We start from the raw sequence: 21,760 nt of genomic DNA on the forward strand, positions 1-21,760 counted from the left end.
ATTTGTTCTGAATAATTACTTCAATAATAACCGCATTCCGAAGCACACTTTATATTTAATATATTGGTAGAAAACTTTTTCAATACAATCTCGTACTCCAATATGGATCAAACATAATTTTGGTGCAGGTGTTATAGATAACTTATAACAAGAGAAGACTATCTAATAAACAAGCAAGATAAAATCCTAGGATTATAAGGGACAACGCTATAATAAAATGATAACGAACTCATAAACACCTCCAAACAGAGTCAAGTAACTGGTGGAATATATTTAAATGGTGGCATGTAGTATGCATACTTAAGTAAGTCATTAGTTAGGCTTAAAAAAATCATTAAAATTTATAAATAATATGCTTATATAAACTTTCCCTAGCTATATATCTATAATTATTTTATTCCAAAATAATTAATTGCAGGATTCTCCCAGAGAGAAACACAGATGAGAATAGAATACAAGATAAAATAATAAAAGTTAAGCGTTTAAATTTGCAATAAGCAAATTATTTAATTGTGTTTTAAAACCTAAATTGACTATCATTACAAAAATGACATAATTGATGGGATTTTAAATAACATGCTATTTATACTTCCACATTAATCCATAATGATGACTCAATATATTGGTATATTCTTAAAATTCTGTTTTCTTTATATCATCATTTTTTGTACTTAATGTTCGACTTATTTGCTTGATTTAGGTGAATTTATACTCAAATTCTAAACATTTTCTTAGTGAGGTATTAGCAACTTGGGAAATACCATCAGTCTGATCAGACTATAAATAGGAAAAACTACACCGTCACAATTTATAGAAGGTTACCTTTGCATTAATCTGATGCGACCTATTTCTTTATATCAGTTTAAATATGTCTTGTATGTTTAATTAGTGATTTATAAAATCTCATTATTTAAATAATATCCCCATTATAAATTAGTGTTATGTATTGGAGGATCAGTAACCATCTATAGTATTTTTAATTAATGTTCAAATAGTCATTTATTTTGTCAAATATCCATAAATAAATAAAATTATGAAATTTAGGGTTGATTAGTAATCAGCTTTAGAAAAATTGTAATTGGGTTATAACTAAATCCATAATTACTTACACCCTTGAAATTCATTAATAATATGAGACAATTAAACTGGAAAATATTAGGGATGGGTTATCATAACCTCATAATTTATTATGTGTATGTAACTTGCTAAAATTGCAAACTTATGAGTGAATGGATAGAAATTGGTAAGATAGTCGCTCCTTATGGGTTGCATGGGGAAATGAGGGTTTATCCAAAAACTGATTTTCCAGAACGTTTTGAAAATTCCGGAAACCACTGGTTATTACGTCCTAAAGTTAACATACCAACTTCAGTGGAATTACTTTATGTTAGATATTTGAAAAACAAGGAATTATATATAATTAAGTTGCAAGGGGTTGAGAATCGTGAGCAAGCAGAAGAAATAAGGGGAAGTAAATTATTAGTTTTAGCAAGTGACCGCCCAGTTTTAGAAGATGATGAGTATCATGTGCTGGATTTGATTGGAATGCCAGTATACCTCAAATCAACAGGGGATTTGATAGGAGAAGTAGTGGATGTAATTATTGCCGGGCATAATCTACTAGAAGTTGAACCAACAAAAGGAAATAAGAGGAAGTCAACTAAAAATATTTTGATACCATTCGTGAAAGAAATTACACCTGTGGTAGATTTACCTAGCCGTCGAATTGAAATAACTCCCCCACCTGGTTTACTAGATATAAATCAGTAGCAATTTGCATTTTGCCATTAGAATATTACCATTCAAGATAAAAACTACATATCCAAATACTACTGCAATTATAGCTTTTTCTCTATTTACTAATACTAAAGTAGACGACAAAAATTATTCAGGGAACTTATCCTTAATAAGTTTGGATACCCTATCTTCAGATTTTTATCTGTTGTATTTGACAAACTTTTAAAAAATATTATTTCCTCACTGAATCAATAACAGATGTTGTTACTTGCTAGATAAAAAGAGCAAGTTCTAAGAGAAATACCTCGAAAACTTCAGTATGGTAGATTTTAGATGAAGAGAGTTTACATTAATGGCTTAATAAGTAGACAGTTGGAGTACTCTATTGTTTCTAATGAGCTGTAGAGCCTTCTAAAAGAGACCTACTAATATACAGTTGCGGAAATGCTATTATTTTTTATTAGAAGTATGGCCCCACAGACTTATACCAGTTTAGTGTGAAGAACTCAGTATCATTACAAAAGCAGAATTTCTCAAATTTCCTATGCCACTTCATTGTCTGATACAAATTTTGGTAAAACATGATAAAAATTCAATCTAAAATCTCAATTTTATTCAACTTAGGGAAAATGAAAATAATACTAATAAATTAGCATCTAAAAAAATTATCATCGCACTGACTATTTGGTAATTCTGTAAATTTTGTTTGCACTTTAAATAATCACAATAACACCTAGTCTTTTCACTCATTATTCCTAGAGATATCTAAACTTGGCTTTATGTAGAACCCCCAAAGCAAAAATCTTAGGTCTTATGCTTGCTTGTTGGTTATAAATAATACTATACGGACAATACAGAAGGTATTAATAGAGTTTTAAACATCGTCTCAGTTTATTTGTTTATTGCTTAAATCTATTTCTCCTGGTTCAATTCTCTATAAGTGTTTAAAATTACTAAAATAAAAAAATAATTATAAAGACATAAAGTATTGCCAATTTAATTTTAAATTTTAAATAATATTCAAAACTTGATTATTTAAAGCCGTATATGGTTGAATTTAGTTATATAAATACCCATAGGTATACAAATAAATTATATATATAATAGCAATATTTATATATGAAGATATGGCAAAAGATTTTGATTTTAATTAAATGCATATAGCATTTATATGTACAGATTAGTAAAATCTGGAAGTTTATAGCAGCTATCAAGACTACTGCTACAAATTCAAAAATAAAAATTGCAAGTATATTATTATTTATTACCTATATGTAGGGGATTATAGTAAAATAATCTCAACTGAATTTTGCCAGAATCAAATTAAGAGCTTAAGCTCTTTTATAGATATTTTAATTCCTATCTATGCATAAAGCCATATATTTGGCTTTGATTAATGAATCAAAAATAATAGAGATACTTACTTAAGAATGGCAAATATTGAGGACTAGGTATGGAAAATCAGAGAATTAGCCTACAGAAACAAACCATTTTAACTGAGAGGAAAAGGGGAAATTAATATATCCTTAATTTCCCCTTTTCCTAGATTGATAACTGATACTTACTTGATATTGGCCCTGGTATCTTTTACGGCAGCAATAAAAAATAATCCACTGAGGGGAATACTTAGCCCTAGAATAATGACAGTATTCTGAATACCTAGATCTGGTTGTCCAGAAGTAATTTCAAAAATTGAACCAACTGCTGCAATTGCAGTAATACAAGAAAAAGCTAAAAATAAACCACTTTTGGGAGTTATGGAATTCATTAGTTTAGTCTTCTTAAGGGATATGCTTAACTGCTTGTATGGAAAACCCATGCTCAGATAATTCTTGGGTTAAGGACAAGAAATTATTTATACGATCTACAAATACAATTCCATTCAAGTGATCCATTTCATGTTGGATACAGCGTCCTAATAGATCTCTAGCCTTTGAGGTTTTAGGACAACCATTTTCATCCTTGTAGGCAATCTCCACCTCCTCTGGACGGGTTACACTCATATAAACACCTGGAATGCTTAAACATCCTTCCTGTGCTGAAGTCAGTTCCTTACTGACTTGTTTGATAACAGGATTAATTAAAACTAAGGGAGGATTAGTAGAGTTATCTGGTTCACAATCAATGACAATTAATTGTTTATTAATACCAACTTGGGGTGCAGCAAGACCGACCCCATCCTTACTGTACATAGTTTGCAACATCTGACGTACAATTTGACGAATATTTTCATCTACTCTGGCTATACGTTTTGCTGTTTGACGGAGAACACGATCACCTAAGTAATGTAATTCTAATGGTGGATTTGTTAACTTTTTCTTCTCAATGGCAATTTCTGCGGACATGATCCTTTAACTCTCTATTTTGGGGTAAGTTTGCATAGGCTTCTAGTTTTTTAATCCTAACAATTCTCTCATAGCTTTTATTTAAACCACGTTCATATTCGCAAGACATGGTTTTTGGGCTGGATCGTATTCACCTAATAATGATTATTTTCTCAAGGGCAGATTATAAAATTAACATTGTAGGTATGATATTAGAAAGTAATAAATCTAAAAATAATATAAGTCTCAGTACTCAGTCTTTACAATTTTGCCGACTAAATATTTTCCCTAAACTATAAGAAGTTGTAGTTAGTAATAATAAGGATGACGAACGAATTTCATTGACCTTTGTATTCTTAAAGTTATTATAAAATAATAACTTCAGATCTTTTTATGCTTATATTTCTATTTCTATTATTTTGCCTTTTAGCTTAGCTATTTTAAAACTTAAATGTCTATTCATAGAGACAAATATTTTTCCGTATCTATAATATTTACTAATATATATTCCTTCTATTAAGACTCCTCTATTATGAATACTTGCTGAGTAAGGTGAATATGGGTAATATATAAATCTTACTTAACCGATTTCTCTAAGAAATTTCACTCCTAAGTTATGGAATATGGGGGTTTTATATGTTTTGAAAATTCAAGATAAGGGCAATCTATATTTTATGTAAATCATAAAATATACTTATAAATATAAGCTCAGGATAGTGTAAATATTTGTAATAAACTTTTCCCAGATTTACCTGGATTATTAGAAGACATACACTCCAAATTTGATTGGTAACTACTCAACAATCGCAGATGTCTATTTTCCCTTACTGTAATCATTAATTATCTTTTATTACTGAGGAATTTAAATATCTTATTCAAATTCATAAATAATCAACTTCCCTATCATAGGTTATATTAAGTGATGTGATATAAGCATCACTTAATATAACCTAAAACTGGATATATAAGAAGGTACTAAGTCATCTGTCTTATAAAATAGTAAATTGGGCCTTATGTTCTTCTTTAACAAGTTTTCTAGTCTCCCCAATAGTATAGTTAGTGTATGTTATTATTGATGAAGTTTTAGTAAAAAAATCAGACCCCCTCTGTCTATTACTAACTTAGTATTTATTATCTTCTTTCATCTGAATTAATGAATTTCTAGTCTCTCTTAATTTTACAAGCAAATTTATCTGTGCCTACTAATTTGATGATATTTTAATTTAAAAAGCAATCAACTTAATTATTCAGCTGATTGCTTTTCCCAAGATTCACTTGGCAAATACCTTAAAAATTACTTGGTAATTCCAAAGAAAATTTAAGATGATTTGCTCTGGCCTTTGCCATTATACAAACTGCAAATTATTTGAGCAGATAGATAATTATTAATTTTTATTCCCCAGTTATGGAAAGCCCTTCAGCCCAAACTCTGGGGCATACGCCGCCAGGAGTTAACTCTTCTTCTTTTTCTATAAATATAATAGACTTCAATAATTCCTTAAAATCACCTGCCACTGTTGCTGAATCAATACTAGTTTTGACTCCCTTATTAATAATCCAACCATCAAATGGAAGAGAGAAAGAACCCTGTAATGATTTTACCCCTGCATGTAGAGCCTGCAAATCATCAATTAAAATAATATTTTCTGCAGTTTCCAGACTTAATTCTTGTTCTGCAGCTTTACCAGCAAATACATGATAAAAATTGGGACTAACAGTAACTTTCGCTCCAATATTTGCATTACCAGTGAGTTTAGCATTCATACGTTTTGCTGTTCCAGCACTATGGAGAAAACCACTTAAAACTCCTTTTTCTATCAATGATACTTTACGAGTAGGAGTACCTTCACTATCGAATGCTTCTGCACTAATATTGGACGGATGTAATATGTTATCATTTATAGAAATGAGAGGAGAGGCTATTTGTTTTCCAATATCATCAGGAACAGACAAGCTTTGTTTATCAAGAATATTTTGAGCATTGAATAGGTTGGAAAAAGCACCCAGCAAACTTAAGAAGGCATCTGGAGAAAAAACTACAGTATACCTTCCGGATTGAGCTTTCTTATAATTTAAATGACTAATAGTTTTATCTACGGTTTCTTGAATACACCCATTAATATCTAGATCCTCTAGGCTTGTACTAATTCTAAACGCACCTGCACTGCGGGGCTTTTTACCTTCTTGTTCAGTCTTGCTATACAGATAAATAGATGCCAAAGAATGAGATTCAGCCCTCATAGCACCCTTGCTATTTAAGTAGAATCTGCTGATCTTCTGTTGAGATAAGGCATTATAAGGCACACTTTTTATTGCTGGGTGGGCAGAAACTACATTCTTTTCTGCTATTAATAATCTTTTAAGTAATTCAGAAATAGGAACTTGAGGAACTAGTTTTTCCGGTTTGCCTTCAATGGGCAATTCTGCCTCCGGGCTAAAATCAGGGATATTTTCCTTGATACCAAAAAAGCTGGCTTCATATGCAGTTTTCAAGGCCAATTCTAGCCCTCTAGCATCTAAATCTGTAGTGGTGGTAATGCCCATAGTATTATTCTCATTCCATACTCGTACAGTGATACCAGAAAGGTTAGAGGCTTTTACTTGTTTCTGCTTCCCTTGATCTACTTGTACGCTGCTAGAATCAGCACTAGACCCATAAATATCAAATTTTCTAATGCCTAGTTTATCGGCACTCTCCTTAGCAAAATTTCCTATATTTTTAATATTAGTCATACTCGATTTTGGACGTAATGATTTGATCTTTTCATTACAAGGTTATAATAAAGTTGATTATCACAGCTATAACTTCACTAATTCCTTGTATAAAATTTTTGAGTTTTTTGGAGAGAACTACGCATTATAAGTTATTTAGTCAGAGTTTTAATTTAATAGTAGAGCTTCATAAGCTCTTTTAAAAGTAATTAAGTAAAGATATTACCTGACACTTTACCTCACAACTTGCAGATTAGAAACCCCAAGCAAAAAACATTCATTGTTGAACAATTACCTTCATATTAGCCACTACATATACTAGGAAGTAATTGTACTATGGAAATCAGCCCCTAAGGGAAACCACTTAAAACCAATAACTGTTTACCTTCCACCAACAGTTATCAAATCCACTTTAATATGAGGTTGTCCAACAGTGGTGTAAATGCTACCACTTACAGAGCCACAAAACCCAGGTGCCAGTGATATGTCTTGAGAACACATGGAAATTTTATTCATAATTTCTTTAGCTTCGCCAATTAATATCGCACCCTTCAAAGGCTTAGTGATTTTGCCATTTTCAATTAAATAGGCCTCATCTACGCCAAAGTTAAATTCACCAGTAGCACCTACACTACCACCGCCCATTCTTTTACAATAAATACCTTTATCAATGGAAGCAAATAAGTCATCTGTAGAGTATTGCCCTGGGGCAATATAGGTGTTCCGCATCCGACTCGCTGCTGCGAAAGAGAAACCCTGTCTTCTACCGCTGCCAGTTCTAGGATGACCAGTACGCCAAGAGCCAGCTCTGTCTGACAAAAAGTTTTTGAGAACGCCTTTTTCAATTAATAAAGTTCTTTGGGCTGGCATTCCTTCATCATCCATGTCAATCGTACCGAAAGCATTTTCTGTTCTTCCTTCATCCCAGGCAGTTAGGTTTTCATGGGCAATTTTTTCACCTTTCTTATCAGTGAAAGGTGAAGTATTTCGTTCAATTTGAGTTGTTTCTAAAAGGTGTCCACAAGCTTCGTGGAAAATTACTCCACCAAAGTTATTTGCCATCACAACTGGGTAGGTGCCAGATTCAACATAATCAGCGTAAAGCATTTTACCTGTAGATTCAGCAACTGTTGCAGCAGATTCTTCATAATCCCAAGTTCCAAGAAAATCAGGTTCACCTGTATTGCCAATACGTTCACCGATAGAACTACGACAACTACCATCAGCACAAAGGATATTGAAACCTACTGATTGAGTAAGACGGATGTCACGGGCAAAAGTACCATCACTGGCAGCAACTAAGACCTCTTGCCAATCACGAAAATATGATGCTCTTCGGGATTGTAAATGGCTAGCTTTACGCTTTAACTGTTTAGTACTATTTAATAATATGTCACCCACTTCCGGTACTGAACTGCATAGGGGTAGCCAAGCATCTTTACCCTTTTTAGTTGCATAATCCCGCAACAATTCCAGATTGATTTCGGGGATAAAAGCATTTGGTTCAGGCAATTGCAAGTCTAGAATTGACAAGCACTTTTCCAATGAAGTTTTCAAACCATTAAAAGATAAATCATTGGTACTAACATAACAATCAGCCTTATCATAAAACACCCTTACTCCTGCACCAGTAGAAATACGGGGGGCAACACTGGTAACTGTATCTTCTTCAGCTAAACAACTAATATAATTAACACGTTCAAGAAAAAACTCAATGAAATCCGCACCGGCAGCACGTCCCAATCCTAATAGAATAGATAAAGGTGCTTCCCAGGTGTCATCAAATTTTTCTAAAGTAGATGAATATTGTAGATTAGGAATTTGCTGAGAAATTAGGAGAGAACTTGTAAGCATAAATTGATCCTTCTATGACTCTGAACGCGCTCATATATTTACTAGTTGTGACTATTCTAACAAGTCTCCGAAAATCATAGCAGCTTAAAAGGTAGTTATATGTCAATTATTCTTATCATGATTAGTCTTATTCTATTGCTCACCAGTATTCTGGTTAATAATAAATAATTGGGATATATTGCTAAACGAAATTTTTGAATGTAGTTAGCACCCCTCAAAGCTGTTAAAACCATACATGGAAAAACTACATATGTGAAGTATATGGACGTCTTAGCACATTTTTGCATTTCACAAGATACCGATACATTCTCATATACTCAATTTAATTTGATATCCCTATACGCTAAATATAGCAAGTACTGAATACTAATGTGCTTATATTTACATTTGTACCCAAGAAATATTGTATTGATAATGCATCATTAAGAATTATAATTTCACTTTTAATTTCCGGTATGTAGGAGTATGAGAATTCCTGTAAAGTTGTCATGAATGTTAGTATTGAATTTTATACCATGTAAATTTCATTTCCATCTGCCATGGGTAATAGCAAGGTTAATTTACCCCTTTTCAAGGGCAGGTTGTAAAGACTTTTGATTATTAAGTAAAAGTTTAAATAGTTTACTCACAAGCTTTTACTATTCAAATACTTTTGGCAAATAAAGCTTTCCCCTGAAGTTTAATTTTCAATCCATTATACTAACTGTATATATAAGCAATTTTAGTTTTCTAGGGCTAAAATATTAACCAAGAGTCATACAGGAGGTTGCATTTTGTCTTTAGGTCAAAATTATTAATACTACATAGTTTTCTTTATCACTTTCGGCCAAATTGTGGGTATTAAAGGAACTAAATCAGGATTAATTATTAGTTTATAGCCAAATATCAAAAGTTACAGAGAATTCATTTAGGATTTTTCAAAAATACCTAGTTTTTTACATTTTTGGTAAACTTTTAGTGCTTGAGTAATAATCTTGATTTTCAACCAGCCTTGCAATTACACAATGAGTTCATAGTATTAATATCAGATAATTACTCTGCAGTCTTTTATAAAGCCTAGATGAAAATTTTCAACTGATTTATCGACCTCAATAATTCATCTCTAAAAAGCTTCTCACCAAATTTAATTTGTCCAAGAGTCTGTTTAAGAATGCAAGTATTCTGTAAACAAACTATATTAAGTAAAGTTAACTATGAACACATATCAGGAAATTAAGTCGAACATTAATATGATCGAGTTTACTATGTAATTCTAGTGTGTAGACAAAATTTAAGTCTTAAACTGAAAGACTGCTAATTTTATTATTTCCTACTCCCTAAATATACAAAGTTCTACAGATAAGTATTTCTAAATACTTATCTGTAGAACTAGGACTTTCGCCCAAGTAACTATTTCAAACCCGAGTTTTTATATAAGTATTTTTACAATTTTATAATTACTAAGGTTAGAATTCCAGATATTTAATCCTATAAGAAGGTGGAACTACTGCCAAGAAATTAACTTGGCTGGTTACCATATTTGACTTATAGAGAAAAATATTCAAGAGAATTTATTCTAAAATTTATGCATATATTTGATATTGTTGACTAACTAAATTAATTGGGGGAATGCAAAAGTCGAATTTCAAATATTTTCCCTTCACCCTATCATCTAGCATTAAGCATCTCACGTATTTTGATTGCTGTGGCAGGTGCAAGTAGTACACCATTACGATAATGGCCAGTAGCGAGGAAAACATTATTAAATCCTGGGAGTCTTTCTATAATTGGCCCAGGTCTACCATAAGGGCGTGGACGTGCACTATACCAATTCCTAACTATAGTAGCTTGTGCCAATTCCGGACAGAAAGCAGTTGTCTGCTGTAAAATATCTTGCAGTAATTCTGCTTGAGGGTAAACTTTCCCATTTTCACTTTGGGGGAATTCCACTGTTGAACCAATCCAATAGTTCCTATTTCCCACAGGTATTATATGTAAATCATTGCCAGTAATTACTGGTTGAAAGTCAGTATTACCTAAGCTACATTCTACTCGTAACTGTAAGGCTTGCCCAAATACAGGACGAATATCAATAAACTTTTGTAAGTTTGCTGTTAAATGAGAAGTGCCTATTCCTGCAGTAATAACTAGATAATCCACATCAAATGAAGCATTAGCAGTATTAACACAATCACCATTGTGAGAGATACTTAGGACATTTGTACCAAACACAAACTCAACACCATTATATCTAGCTCCATCTATCAAAGCTAAGTTTAAAGCTGTGGGGTTAATTTGTCTATCTTGGGGAGAATAAATAGCACCAGTAATATGACTATGATTAATATGAGGACAAAGTTGTTGCAATTGAGTCTTATCCCAAATTTCCAAAGTAAAACCTTGGGTTTTGCGAATTTCCGCTAATTTTATCCATTGCTCAAAATTTTCTTCCGGAAAACACAGATTAAGAATTCCTTGACGATTATAAGGGATAGAATATCCAACAAGTTTTTCGAGCTCCGGGACTAAAGTTTCATAGCGTCGTAAGCTAGTTTGCCGCATCTCCCAGGCCTGTCCTTTAGTTTTACGGCTAATTATACTCATCAGAACCCCTAGAGCGGCAGTAGTGGAATTCCCACAGGAAAATCTCCCTTCTTTATCACTAGGATAAGTGGGCAGTGGAAGTTGGTCAAAAACAGTAATACTTAAACTGGAAACCCAACTCAGTTCATATGCAATTGTTGCACCGACTATACCACAACCAATTATCGCTACTTTCATTGTTCCGTTTCTTCTACCTGTATTCTCCCGATCTTAGCTTCTTTAAGATACAGATCTTTTTTAGGTAATAATCTAAGAAATCCTTCAATATCTGTATATGCAGCTTGGTAATTCCTTGCAGCTAAATTTGAGTTAGCATTCATAGCTGCTTGATCAATTTCCACCAAATCATTGAATAATTCCCGTGCTATTTTTTTTGCAGCAGGTTGCTCCTTTGGCAGTAAATTAGGAGTAATATAATTCATTGTCAGCCTGGCTTCAGCCATAGGACCGTGAATAAAGTTACCGACCTTTACCCATTCATTATTACGAATTAATTCTTCTAATTCTTCCGAACGATCACGTACAGCTAATAACTGCGGTAAATATTCTTGGATTTTTTCTAACTGTACAGAAGTATAAGTGGAAGGTGCTATCGTAACATTAGGGGTGCTACAGCTGATGATAAATGTGGTAAACAACACTAGAATTAAAGATAAGATAGAGCGTTGATAAAACATAAACTGGGAGTTTTGTTTGATTGACAGTATCATTCTATATTGGCATATGTAACTTAATAAATTCTAAGGAAAAAGGACTTTTAATAAATTTATGAATGCATATTTTCTACAAAACACTTGGATTTTCGTTATTCTCAATTTTTATAACTGAATGTAAATAAGAAACATTACTTAGTATTTTTATACATAACTTGTTGCAGATTTATACGTTAGCCCCTAATCATTTTCCATAAGAACTGCAAAGAGACTTTAAGCTAATGTTTGTAACAAAATATTATTCATGGATACAATAGAATATAAAACATACTTATTTCATGACCATTGTACTGACTAGGAGTAAAATGCTCCTTGCCTTGAATAATCACCAGGTAATTCTCAGTTATAGGGAAATCTTATAACTGAGAATTTAACAAAATTCGCCTGTAGTGGAATAAATAACTTTTCTAATAAGGAGAGTAACTTATCTGAATATAGAATACCAAAATTAGCAGATATGATTTAGAAGAATGCTCTGTGAATGAATTTGCAAAGACAACAATATTGAAATTTGTTAGTAACATTGCTGCGGTAGTCAGTTTATTTAAATTTAATTTACCCTATGTAAAATCAGCTCTTGAACATTGCCATAGCAATCTAGAAAATTTGGATTTGTTAGATACCGATTCCCTTAATATTGAATTTCACTTTCCCAGAATAAGTAAATTCTGGTGTAGTCTATATTATTTTAATTCAGATACATTTATATCAATATCACTATATAGTAAATGCAAAATATAAGGTCATAAGGATAGAGTTTTTAAGGTTAAATTATTTGTGGGGATAATATCAACTTTCCACCATTAATGACTAGATTTTCATGGGTTATGCAAAACTTTCAAATGAGATCAGGGAAAAAATTGAAGTTATTCTGCAGTGGAGTTTTAGAAGTTGTTAATCAATAAATTAAATTTGAATAACAATAAAAAATACATAAACCCAAAATCTAAAAATCAAATCCATAAATGACTTTATATTCTCACTGAAAATAATAATAGCGTAATAATTAATAGTATTTTATTTTTTAAAGGAAGTTTCATGGATTAAAAATAAATAAGAAGGTATATATCCCATTTATTTTATTAAAAAATCTCATGTTTAGAAAAAATGATAATATCAATTACTTATGAATCTGATCTGAAACTGTTAACTAATACAGGAATACAAGTTTCATAGTATATACTCATTAATTACTTACATATCAACTCAGTATATTTATACTTTTGATGCTTTGACTGTATATGCTTTTACTATTTATTTATGGTGAATTTTGTAGGTAATTACCTCATTATAACCTTTATAATACTCTATTTTCGTATGAGTTGAATTCCTAAGAGAAATCATAGGTGTTAAACTAAAAACATTCCCACGCTAGTTAAACAAATATGTTGTCATCATTAAAGATGACAACATATTATATAAAATTGTATTAGAGAATAACAATATATATATTTAATAACTTACATACATATCATTAATTTAGCTTCATAATTTCATGATGGTTATCAACTCATACTATGTATATGTTCACAGAAATTAAAAGAAGCTTTGCTCAATTCACTTACAAGAATATTATTTATAACTTGTAGCTTAACCTGCAAATAAAGCTGTTTTTTCTAAATCAAATTTTATCCCTCAAGTTATTTTTGCTAAAAAATAATCTTTATCTATGCAGTAAATATATTATATTTACTCAGGATTAAAAAGTCTTTCCGAAACAATAAATAAAGTTTAATATATGTAGTTATGAATGAGTTTTAGTCATTATCATTTTCTAAATTTTGTAGTAATCTCTATTGGATTTTAATGAGTGTTTACCATAACACTACTAATATTTCTTGTCCAGATATAGTAAGACCCTATTTATTTCCTCAGGTATAATTATCTTAAAGAGATTATCTTTGTATCTGACTTTGCAAGTAATTATCACACTAAACTGATATTTTTCCTTCCCTGTCAATCTGAGAAACTGAAGAAGATATTTTATTATCTTGATAAGATACATACGTTGTTTGAGTTAGAGAAATATTTTTTGCTTGTAAGGAACTATCACTTAACAATTGAGACAAACCACTAACAGTACAAAAAATCAAATCTATATATACCAAATACATATGAAAAGGATTTAAAGGATTAGCTGTTAATATTTGATTTATAGACATACTAATGGCCCGATCTACATTGGTAGAAAAATAATTCGCTAATTTTATGCCATCCAAGCCAACAGCATCTGCCTATAATTTAATTAAAGCCTGGGTGTATATTGGTTCTGGAAGCTGATTTAAATTTCCTATTTCTATTGCTTCCAATAGATCATAGTCAATATTGCTGACTCTTCTAGGGAAATACCTTTGTCTAAGTGGAATGACTTAAGTTCCAGGCCTATTGTAATTAACTGTTGATATTTTTGCTCCTGCCATGAAATTATTAGCTTAGTCGTTTAATTCTTCCTAGTCAAACCCTTGATACTTGATACTTATCATTTCTTGAATTCCTTGAAATTTAGTAAATCACTAATAGGGAAATATGGAAATTGCCTGTTTCAAAAAGCATAGTTCAAAATCCTGCAAATATCGATATTGTCCAGCTTTTAAGTATTTTTTATTGTCTGTATTTAGTGTAATCATACCAATTGCTGTGCGATGTAGGGAAATAACTGGATACCCTAATTGTTTACCTAGGCGGCGAATTTGACGATTTCTACCCTCCTTTAAAACTATTTCTAAACGGGTTTTACCTGAAAATTGATCTATGCAACGAATTATGGCAGGTCGGGTTTTTCTCCCATCTAGTAGTATTCCCTGGCTCCACTCTTTTAGAGCTATTGCTGTGGGATTACCCTGGACTACAACATCATAAGTTTTAGGAATACTATGACTAGGGTGAGTCAAATGGTATGTTAGTTCTCCATCATTAGTTAAAATTAATGCTCCTGTAGAATTCACATCCAAACGACCTACTGGATGAATGCCCTGACTATTTTGTAGACTTTCCGGAAGCAAATCGATCACAGTTGTTCTTCCCCTAGGGTCATCACATGTAGTAACAATACCTGCCGGCTTATTAAGTAAAAGATATATCGGTTCTGGATGAACTGAAAGTGATACTAAATTATCATCAACAGCAATTATATCTGTTTTAGGGTTGACTTTCTGACCTAAATATGCACTATTTCCATTTACACATACTCTCCCTAGCCGAATCATCTCTTCGGCTTTACGACGTGAGGCAATACCCCACTGAGCTAAAATCTTGTGTAACCTTACCTCCATGTATAAATGACTGAGATTTAATGAAACAATAAGTTAATGAATAGTATGGTTGTGGAGTAAAGTATAACTCAGGTCACAATTTTGTAACTCCACTTGTTTTATAAGGTTTATTTCATTCTGTCATCATAATCCTCAATTCAATTGTCTTCAGCAGAACTCACCAACCATAAATTTTGAAATCCCCTAAAGTATTTTTCCAGTCTGTACTCAATTCACTCAAATCTTGATTTAGGTGATTTTATATTGGAGCAATTAATTATCTCTGGGTCTTCTTGGAAAAGTGAGGATATTATTTCACTGTTTTTTATATCTAAGAAATCCCAAATTCATTTCAGCTTTAATCTTAATTAGGTGTACTTAATTTTATACTTTCAGAGTCACGAAACTTTTTATCATTAACTTCTCCTGAATTTATATTTCTTAACCTTTCCAACTAGCTACTTTTACCTATCAATTCAGGCACTTACCGGCATGTCTTTGCTTTTTGCTAGGATATGTGAATTTCTTCCCCAGATATAGAAAGCATTAAATAGAGAGTCCAAGTATACCTCTTTACTTAAACAGCACCAAAACTTTTAATTAATTGTCCCAGCAAATATAATGTTTTTTTGGCAAGTTAATATGGCATTGCACAAAACAGATTATAAAGGCTATTTTCATTTATACAAAAATGACCTTAAATAAAGCCTATATGAAAATCAAAATAATTTGCTGTAGGGATTATGTAAACAATTCTTATACCTTAAACCAACATGATTTTTGTCTGTAAGATAAAAAACTTAATATAAAGACTTAAATACTTTTCTACTCAACTTAATCATTGTTAATGATAGGTGGACCTTAGTTCAATACTTATTTAGCACTTAACATTGCTCCATCTTGCTACTAAATTTTTATAGCTATTTTACTATTAAGAAACTGTCATCTTAGCTTTACATCTTGTTAGGATTTAAAGTCTATAGATAAAAACGTATTGACTTTCTCTTAAATCTTTTTATATTTCCGAAAATACTTTTGATTAAGATTCTTCAATCTTGATTAGGATGATTGTATGAAAAATACGAAATCCTCAGATAGAAACAGCAAGGGAATCATTATATTAACTAAGTTATTGACCAAAACTCTACAGTTTTGGTTGTAACCACAGGTTTCTGATATATCTCAAATAGAAGTGAAAATACAGACTAATGACAAACAACTTATATCTGGGTATATACCCAGATATATGATTTCTGCGCTTAATACTATTTACCAAGGGATTCACTTAACATATATAGAACTCACGGTAGAAAATATTCAGTTTAACAGTAGCCATATTTTTAGAGGGTCATCACTGTAATGATCAGAAGTAGTTTCCGTGTTTGGAAAGCTAGTGCTTGAAGAAGAAACTCTCAACACTTCTTATACAAAATTATAAATGAATTTCTTTATAGTATTTTCCCAGAAGATAATTCACAAGTAAGGAGAATTACTTGGCAAAATACCTCTATTGAACAGAGAAAAATAATATTAATTGCTAATTGAGAACTAGAGCTAGACTTTCAAGCCCTAGAGTTATATCTATAGTTGAGCTTGTCTAATATTAATGGTAAAAAATTAAGTATTTATCCAAATATTATACATGATAAAAGTAATAAATTTGTGGAAATTAGTGAAGGATATATGATTCATTTAGAGTCATATATGGATATTAAAGAATTTAATCTAGTACATGGAAAGTTAATATATAATGGGAGAATCAATATAAATACGTAATTTTATTTAATCGAGTGAAGGTCTCCCAACTTCTTTATTTTCATATTGATTTTAATAGTTACAATTATTAGAAATTGGAAATATGAAAAATACTTTAATTTTATACATCATATAATATATTCTCGGACAGAGGCAAGTTAGGAAAGACCAACTATGCCATTATTTTAGCTGCAAAATCATTTTTAAGTCCGCAATATAGGTAGAGTATTGATGCAGTCAAAACAGCTTTTAAATACTTTAGTAATAAGTCCCTTAAGATAGACAAAGCATAGATAATCAAGTATTCATTAAAAATCTGAAATTTTCCGTAGATTTTGATATTGTAGATTCTAATTAATTCTGATCAGATTTCCTGAAATAGTAAAGTCTAGATTAAACTCAGTTTCATGATCTCTAAATTCTGATTTTTAATAAAAATTTTTGAAAAGCTATAATTAATTCAAAAATTTTACTTATTATTCCGTTGAGAATATCCTATTAGTTGATAGTATTCAACTATAGTTAAGGAGAGAAAATCCCCATATTTTGTGCTAATTATCTATTATATAGGGTAGTTATTTATATATCATAACATCATCAAAAGTATTCCTTAAAAAGTAACTTCTTTTGAGTTATACAGAACCATTAGATTTTTAGATTTTAAAATCATATAGGTAAAAAAGTTTAATCAAAATGATTACCTATACAGATATTATTTAGGCAATGTTATTGCTAAGACTGATTTAGTTATTTAAAATATTATTGATTATTAGAAATTTCTCTCATATTATCTACTATGAATAAATCTTATCCCAAGCCAAAATGTAACCTGTTATAAGTAATTCACTACTATATAAAACCAATATTATGTCTCACTAACACTGTATTTTTAGTATTTTGATAGTTAAAATTACTTCAAGTTTACTCTTAATCATTTACCACTTTTATCTAAGTTAAATCCCTAAAAATACATGAAACATTTAGTCAAAATGGTACTTGACTAAATGTTTCTACAAATATGTATAGATTTTATAGCAATACATAAATTTTTAAGATAAAAATTAATTTAACCTCAATACTTCCAACAAAATATATAAATATTTAATTGAATTATTACTTGTTTTATATAACCATGTAAAGTCTAAACTTATACGACCCTAGTCTATTATGAGTAATCGGATTACTTATAAGTTCATGTTATGTATATGTTCAGGTTATTGTATGTAAACTTAATTTATACTAACTGTAAGCCTGCTGTTCATAATCTAGTAAGATTCTATATAGGAAAAGATTTTGCAATATATCTAACTCCAAAAATATTCTCTAGGGTATATTTTCTGTAAAATGTGTTAAAGACTAACATGCTATATATATGTCTCAGCGCTTTAGTTTTTTTCAACTAAAGGTAATAGAAGAGTAACAAAATAATAAACTAAGGGTGCAGTGAAAATATAACTATCAGTACGATCTAAAATACCCCCATGACCGGGGATTAATTGTCCTGAATCTTTTACACCTGCATCTCGCTTGAGCATAGACTCAGTCAAATCACCTAATAATGCTGCAATACCAATCAAAGAGCCGAATATAGCACCAGTGATTAGAAAATTAGGCCAGTTTAAATAATAAGTTCCTGTGATGGCAATCATAATACTGGCAGCAATTCCAAAAATAGCACCCTCGACAGTTTTTTTGGGACTAATTCCTGATAAGGGAGTTTTACCAAAAAATTTACCAATGATATAAGCACCAATATCCGCACCCCAAATACATAAAAATGTTAGTATGGTAGCTGTTAAACCTTGAGGCAAATTGGCAAATTTAGCTGATAGCAATATGTTCTGGTAGTCCTGGGAAAAATAACTACCTAAGGGAAAATCACTGACTGCTGTATTATCACTTGCTCGCAATCGTACCCAGTAGCTTGGTAGGTATCCAGTATAAAATAACCCCAAAATGGAAGCAGATAAATCAGCAATAGTTGCAGGTTTTGGCTGAAAAAGTAGGTAAAAACAAATAAATGTACCTACAAGGGGCATCACTGCATCACCAAGTTTGTCATTTATAGTGCAAATGATTAATAGCAGTTGGCTAACAATCATAGTGGTTTTCACTGTAGGAAATATGCCCGCGGCTTTTACTAAATTAAAGTATTCTTTTTGACCCAAAAATATAATTGCTGCAAACATAGCAGTAAAGTACCATCCACCCAAAAGGGTGGCTGTTAGTACAACCAAAATTGCTACAATTCCACTAATAATCCGAGACCAAAGCATAGACTAACTATAATTAATTTGAGAGATAAAGGATAAGTTTGTGAAGTGCCAAGTGTAAGATTTTATTTATCCTTTGTCCTATCTTTTCGTTTGAATATAAAAAGCTAGGGAGCAATTGGCCAGGACTAGTGAAAGAATCATTTCCATAACTTTATCATTCCTTTCCCCCTTTAATTCAAATTAATTCAACTTCTCACCACTGAGAATAAACATGGGATCAACAGCTGTAAGGGTTTGGGAAAATCCCCTATTTTCTAGGCGGTTGACAGCAGACTGAACCACCTCTACATTACGAGCTTGTAATTGAGAAAGACTTTGAGAAATAGAGTAAAGAGTTTCTAAATTGATGGCTGTTGCTACAATTCGACCTGATTCTGGTAAATGGTCCCATACAGCTTGTAAGATTTTCTGAATAGGTTGTCCACCTTCGATACAAACACGATCATATATTTGTTTAAGTTCTGATAAACAGTCTGGAGCAATACCTTTAACTACTTGCACATTTTCTATCCCAAAGCAATCACAATTTTTACGGATTAGATTAGCAACTTCTTCATCCCTTTCTACAGCAATAATTTGCCCTTTAGGGCATAATAAGCCAACTTCTATAGGGATTGTACCTGTACCGGCTCCTATATCTAGGAGAACTGAATCTGGTTTGAGTCGCAATTGGGCAAGAATTAATAGGCGAATTTCTCGCTTACTTAAGGGAATGCCGGGCAAACGCTCAAATAATTCATCTGGTATTCCTGGAGTAATATATGGCCAAAGTGGGGAAGGCATAAAATTAAATGATTGTATTTTATATATATGGGTTTTTGAAAGATTCAGGCATATGACTCTTTTAGCAAAAGAAAGAAAGTAATGATTAGAATATTATCTTTTAGAAGTAACTTTGAATGGAATAATATAAAATCTTTTGAAGGAAAGGTTCCAATTCTCACAGGCTTATTTCATAGATTAATTTCTCATTGTTCAGACTATTTTGAAATTAAGTACTCACAGAGTTTCTAAGGATTTGCCTTGTTACAAGCTTTTATATCTTCATTAACCCTAGAAGAATGTTCAGCTTCAGGTGAGAATTTTGCTGAGGTGTAAGTTTAAAAAATATCCACATCAATTTTGGAACTATTAATTTATTTACATAAGCTAAACCTACCTATAATTACACAGGACATAAAACCCAGCAATATCTTATTTGTTAATCGCCCTGGTAATTACATGGGACAAATATACCTTATTTATTTTGGCTAAGTTCAAAATATTGCTGCTAAGAAAGGAAAAATTATTATAATATTTGAAGCGTATGGATATATTCCAGCATAAAAATTTGGTAGTTTTACTATCCCCACCTCTAATTTATATAACTTGGGGATAACCTTAATTTATTTAATTACAGGATTATCCTAATGATATACGATAAAATAGTTCATAAAAAGAATTTCAGCACCTCACTAGTAATATTAGTCTAAACTTAATACTATGGTAAAAAAATTCAATCAACCAATTTTGGAAAAGCAATTTTCAAGTACAGAAAAATTATTATATGTACTATAGGTAAGACCTACAGTAGAATGTTCAAGGAAACATATTAATTATCAGCCAACTTTATAGAAGTAAAATAAAACTAAAATAAGGAGAAGATAAGTTATAAATCATCTTCTCCTCTGTGGAGTTTAATTAAAGTATTTTAGATATAGGCTTATTTAAAATTTGCTGGAATGATTTTATTATATTTTTAGCTTTGAGTAATTTCATGTTTCCATATATATATTACATATATTTTTGCTCTTTTTCTCTAGCACACTTATTTATATTTTCTATTTTTAATACTTAATCTAAATGCTAATCCGCATTAAATTCCTTTATAGTAGGTAATTATTGTGATTCAATCTAGGAAACCCAACATGTATAATAGCTATACAAGTAGATTAACCTACAAAAAAACTGTTCATGAAGAGTTTTAAAAATATGCTATTATTAGCAAGTAAATTAGAATTTATTCATAACTAGAAATTTAATATTTGACTGAGAGTTAGAGTTAAAGATTGAGAATACTATTGAAGAATAATTAAGCTTTAGGCATTTATAAGCAGGAAAACTAAGAGTATTAATTATTAGTAAATAAAAAGTATTGGCGTTTTGTTCTTAATATATTAGTATCCATATTTCTGAAATTATCTCTATAAGAGTAACTGCGTTTCTGTAGAAATCTTAATTACCTAAATCTAAAATTTGAAGTTTGCTATAAACAGGATAATAGTCTTTATTAAGAATTAATAATAGTAAAACTCTGAAGTAAAAAGAAATAATGCTAAGTGTTAGGTAAGGATTTAAATAAGTATTATAAAACCAGGTAATTACCAGATAGAACATGAATATTTCTCATATATACTTTATCTGCAACCTTAATAAATTTTGGGTAAATATGTTCACTATAGATAAATATGATTTTGCAGATGTTACCTAAAATTTGATCTAGCAATTAATCAAGGCAATCACTAGATATATATCATAATCCTCTCCAGAATTTACTTTCGGGAAATAAGGATATT

At 31.0% G+C, this 21,760-nt stretch carries 13 protein-coding genes; 2 read left to right on the plus strand and 11 right to left on the minus strand.

The genetic code is table 11. The annotated features are described in order from the left end of the window. Positions 1 to 1,221 precede the first annotated feature (1,221 nt). Positions 1,222 to 1,770 carry a ribosome maturation factor RimM gene (rimM, locus tag RINTHH_RS05710; RefSeq protein WP_008234014.1) on the plus strand — a complete coding sequence of 183 codons (549 nt, stop codon included), beginning with the start codon at positions 1,222 to 1,224 and terminating at the stop codon, positions 1,768 to 1,770. A 1,528-nt stretch (positions 1,771 to 3,298) separates the two neighbouring features. On the opposite strand, the gene RINTHH_RS05715 is transcribed toward rimM, so the two are convergent. The 9 genes from RINTHH_RS05715 to RINTHH_RS05750 form a co-directional block, all read right to left on the minus strand. Next, positions 3,299 to 3,505 carry a hypothetical protein gene (locus RINTHH_RS05715; RefSeq protein ID WP_008234015.1) on the minus strand — a complete coding sequence of 69 codons (207 nt, stop codon included), beginning with the start codon at positions 3,503 to 3,505 and terminating at the stop codon, positions 3,299 to 3,301. 13 nt (positions 3,506 to 3,518) lie between these two features. Beyond that, a complete protein-coding gene (def, locus tag RINTHH_RS05720; protein ID WP_008234017.1) occupies positions 3,519 to 4,082 on the minus strand; it encodes a peptide deformylase in 564 nt (187 codons plus the stop codon). Continuing rightward, positions 4,060 to 4,191: a hypothetical protein gene (locus RINTHH_RS11375; RefSeq protein ID WP_008234019.1), complete on the minus strand. Its 132-nt coding sequence runs from the start codon at positions 4,189 to 4,191 to the stop codon at positions 4,060 to 4,062. The genes def and RINTHH_RS11375 overlap by 23 nt, the downstream gene beginning before the upstream one ends. A gap of 1,262 nt (positions 4,192 to 5,453) precedes the next feature. Then, positions 5,454 to 6,794 carry a TldD/PmbA family protein gene (locus RINTHH_RS05725; protein WP_008234021.1) on the minus strand — a complete coding sequence of 447 codons (1,341 nt, stop codon included), beginning with the start codon at positions 6,792 to 6,794 and terminating at the stop codon, positions 5,454 to 5,456. Positions 6,795 to 7,154: 360 nt separating this feature from the next. Beyond that, a complete protein-coding gene (locus RINTHH_RS05730; protein WP_008234024.1) occupies positions 7,155 to 8,627 on the minus strand; it encodes a TldD/PmbA family protein in 1,473 nt (490 codons plus the stop codon). Between the two features lie 1,647 nt (positions 8,628 to 10,274). Then, complete coding sequence (locus tag RINTHH_RS05735) at positions 10,275 to 11,387, minus strand: NAD(P)/FAD-dependent oxidoreductase (RefSeq protein ID WP_008234026.1); 1,113 nt, start codon at positions 11,385 to 11,387, stop codon at positions 10,275 to 10,277. Beyond that, positions 11,384 to 11,887: a photosystem II protein PsbQ gene (psbQ, locus tag RINTHH_RS05740; protein ID WP_008234028.1), complete on the minus strand. Its 504-nt coding sequence runs from the start codon at positions 11,885 to 11,887 to the stop codon at positions 11,384 to 11,386. The genes RINTHH_RS05735 and psbQ overlap by 4 nt, the downstream gene beginning before the upstream one ends. Positions 11,888 to 13,854: 1,967 nt before the next feature. Continuing rightward, entirely contained in the window at positions 13,855 to 14,085 is a 231-nt protein-coding gene (locus RINTHH_RS10135) for a hypothetical protein (RefSeq protein ID WP_008234029.1), read from the minus strand. Between the two features lie 351 nt (positions 14,086 to 14,436). Beyond that, positions 14,437 to 15,195: a pseudouridine synthase gene (locus tag RINTHH_RS05750; protein WP_008234032.1), complete on the minus strand. Its 759-nt coding sequence runs from the start codon at positions 15,193 to 15,195 to the stop codon at positions 14,437 to 14,439. A gap of 1,156 nt (positions 15,196 to 16,351) precedes the next feature. Between RINTHH_RS05750 and RINTHH_RS11695 the strand changes: the two genes are divergently transcribed. Beyond that, positions 16,352 to 16,534 (plus strand): LmeA family phospholipid-binding protein, encoded by a 183-nt coding sequence (locus RINTHH_RS11695; protein ID WP_155943925.1) that lies wholly within the window; start codon positions 16,352 to 16,354, stop codon positions 16,532 to 16,534. Between the two features lie 1,780 nt (positions 16,535 to 18,314). Here the strand turns inward: RINTHH_RS11695 and RINTHH_RS05755 are convergent. Beyond that, positions 18,315 to 19,205, minus strand: a complete 891-nt coding sequence (locus RINTHH_RS05755) for a phosphatidate cytidylyltransferase (protein ID WP_008234034.1) — start codon at positions 19,203 to 19,205, stop codon at positions 18,315 to 18,317. A gap of 180 nt (positions 19,206 to 19,385) precedes the next feature. Further along, positions 19,386 to 19,988, minus strand: coding sequence for a precorrin-6Y C5,15-methyltransferase subunit CbiT (cbiT, locus tag RINTHH_RS05760; RefSeq protein ID WP_044304723.1), 603 nt, complete (start codon positions 19,986 to 19,988; stop codon positions 19,386 to 19,388). Between the last annotated feature and the right edge of the window lie 1,772 nt (positions 19,989 to 21,760).

The sequence above is a fragment of the Richelia intracellularis HH01 genome (genome assembly GCF_000350105.1).
In the GTDB taxonomy this organism is placed as follows: Bacteria; Cyanobacteriota; Cyanobacteriia; order Cyanobacteriales; family Nostocaceae; genus Richelia; species Richelia intracellularis.

Coding starts and splice junctions, on each gene's coding strand:
- rimM (WP_008234014.1), top strand. CDS start 1,222: ATGAGTGAATGGATAGAAATTGGTAAGATAGTCGCTCCTTATGGGTTG.
- def (WP_008234017.1), bottom strand. CDS start 4,082: ATGTCCGCAGAAATTGCCATTGAGAAGAAAAAGTTAACAAATCCACCA.
- RINTHH_RS05735 (WP_008234026.1), bottom strand. CDS start 11,387: ATGAAAGTAGCGATAATTGGTTGTGGTATAGTCGGTGCAACAATTGCA.
- psbQ (WP_008234028.1), bottom strand. CDS start 11,887: ATGTTTTATCAACGCTCTATCTTATCTTTAATTCTAGTGTTGTTTACC.
- RINTHH_RS05715 (WP_008234015.1), bottom strand. CDS start 3,505: ATGAATTCCATAACTCCCAAAAGTGGTTTATTTTTAGCTTTTTCTTGT.
- RINTHH_RS11375 (WP_008234019.1), bottom strand. CDS start 4,191: ATGTCTTGCGAATATGAACGTGGTTTAAATAAAAGCTATGAGAGAATT.
- cbiT (WP_044304723.1), bottom strand. CDS start 19,988: ATGCCTTCCCCACTTTGGCCATATATTACTCCAGGAATACCAGATGAA.
- RINTHH_RS10135 (WP_008234029.1), bottom strand. CDS start 14,085: ATGTCTATAAATCAAATATTAACAGCTAATCCTTTAAATCCTTTTCAT.
- RINTHH_RS05750 (WP_008234032.1), bottom strand. CDS start 15,195: ATGGAGGTAAGGTTACACAAGATTTTAGCTCAGTGGGGTATTGCCTCA.
- RINTHH_RS05725 (WP_008234021.1), bottom strand. CDS start 6,794: ATGACTAATATTAAAAATATAGGAAATTTTGCTAAGGAGAGTGCCGAT.
- RINTHH_RS05755 (WP_008234034.1), bottom strand. CDS start 19,205: ATGCTTTGGTCTCGGATTATTAGTGGAATTGTAGCAATTTTGGTTGTA.
- RINTHH_RS05730 (WP_008234024.1), bottom strand. CDS start 8,627: ATGCTTACAAGTTCTCTCCTAATTTCTCAGCAAATTCCTAATCTACAA.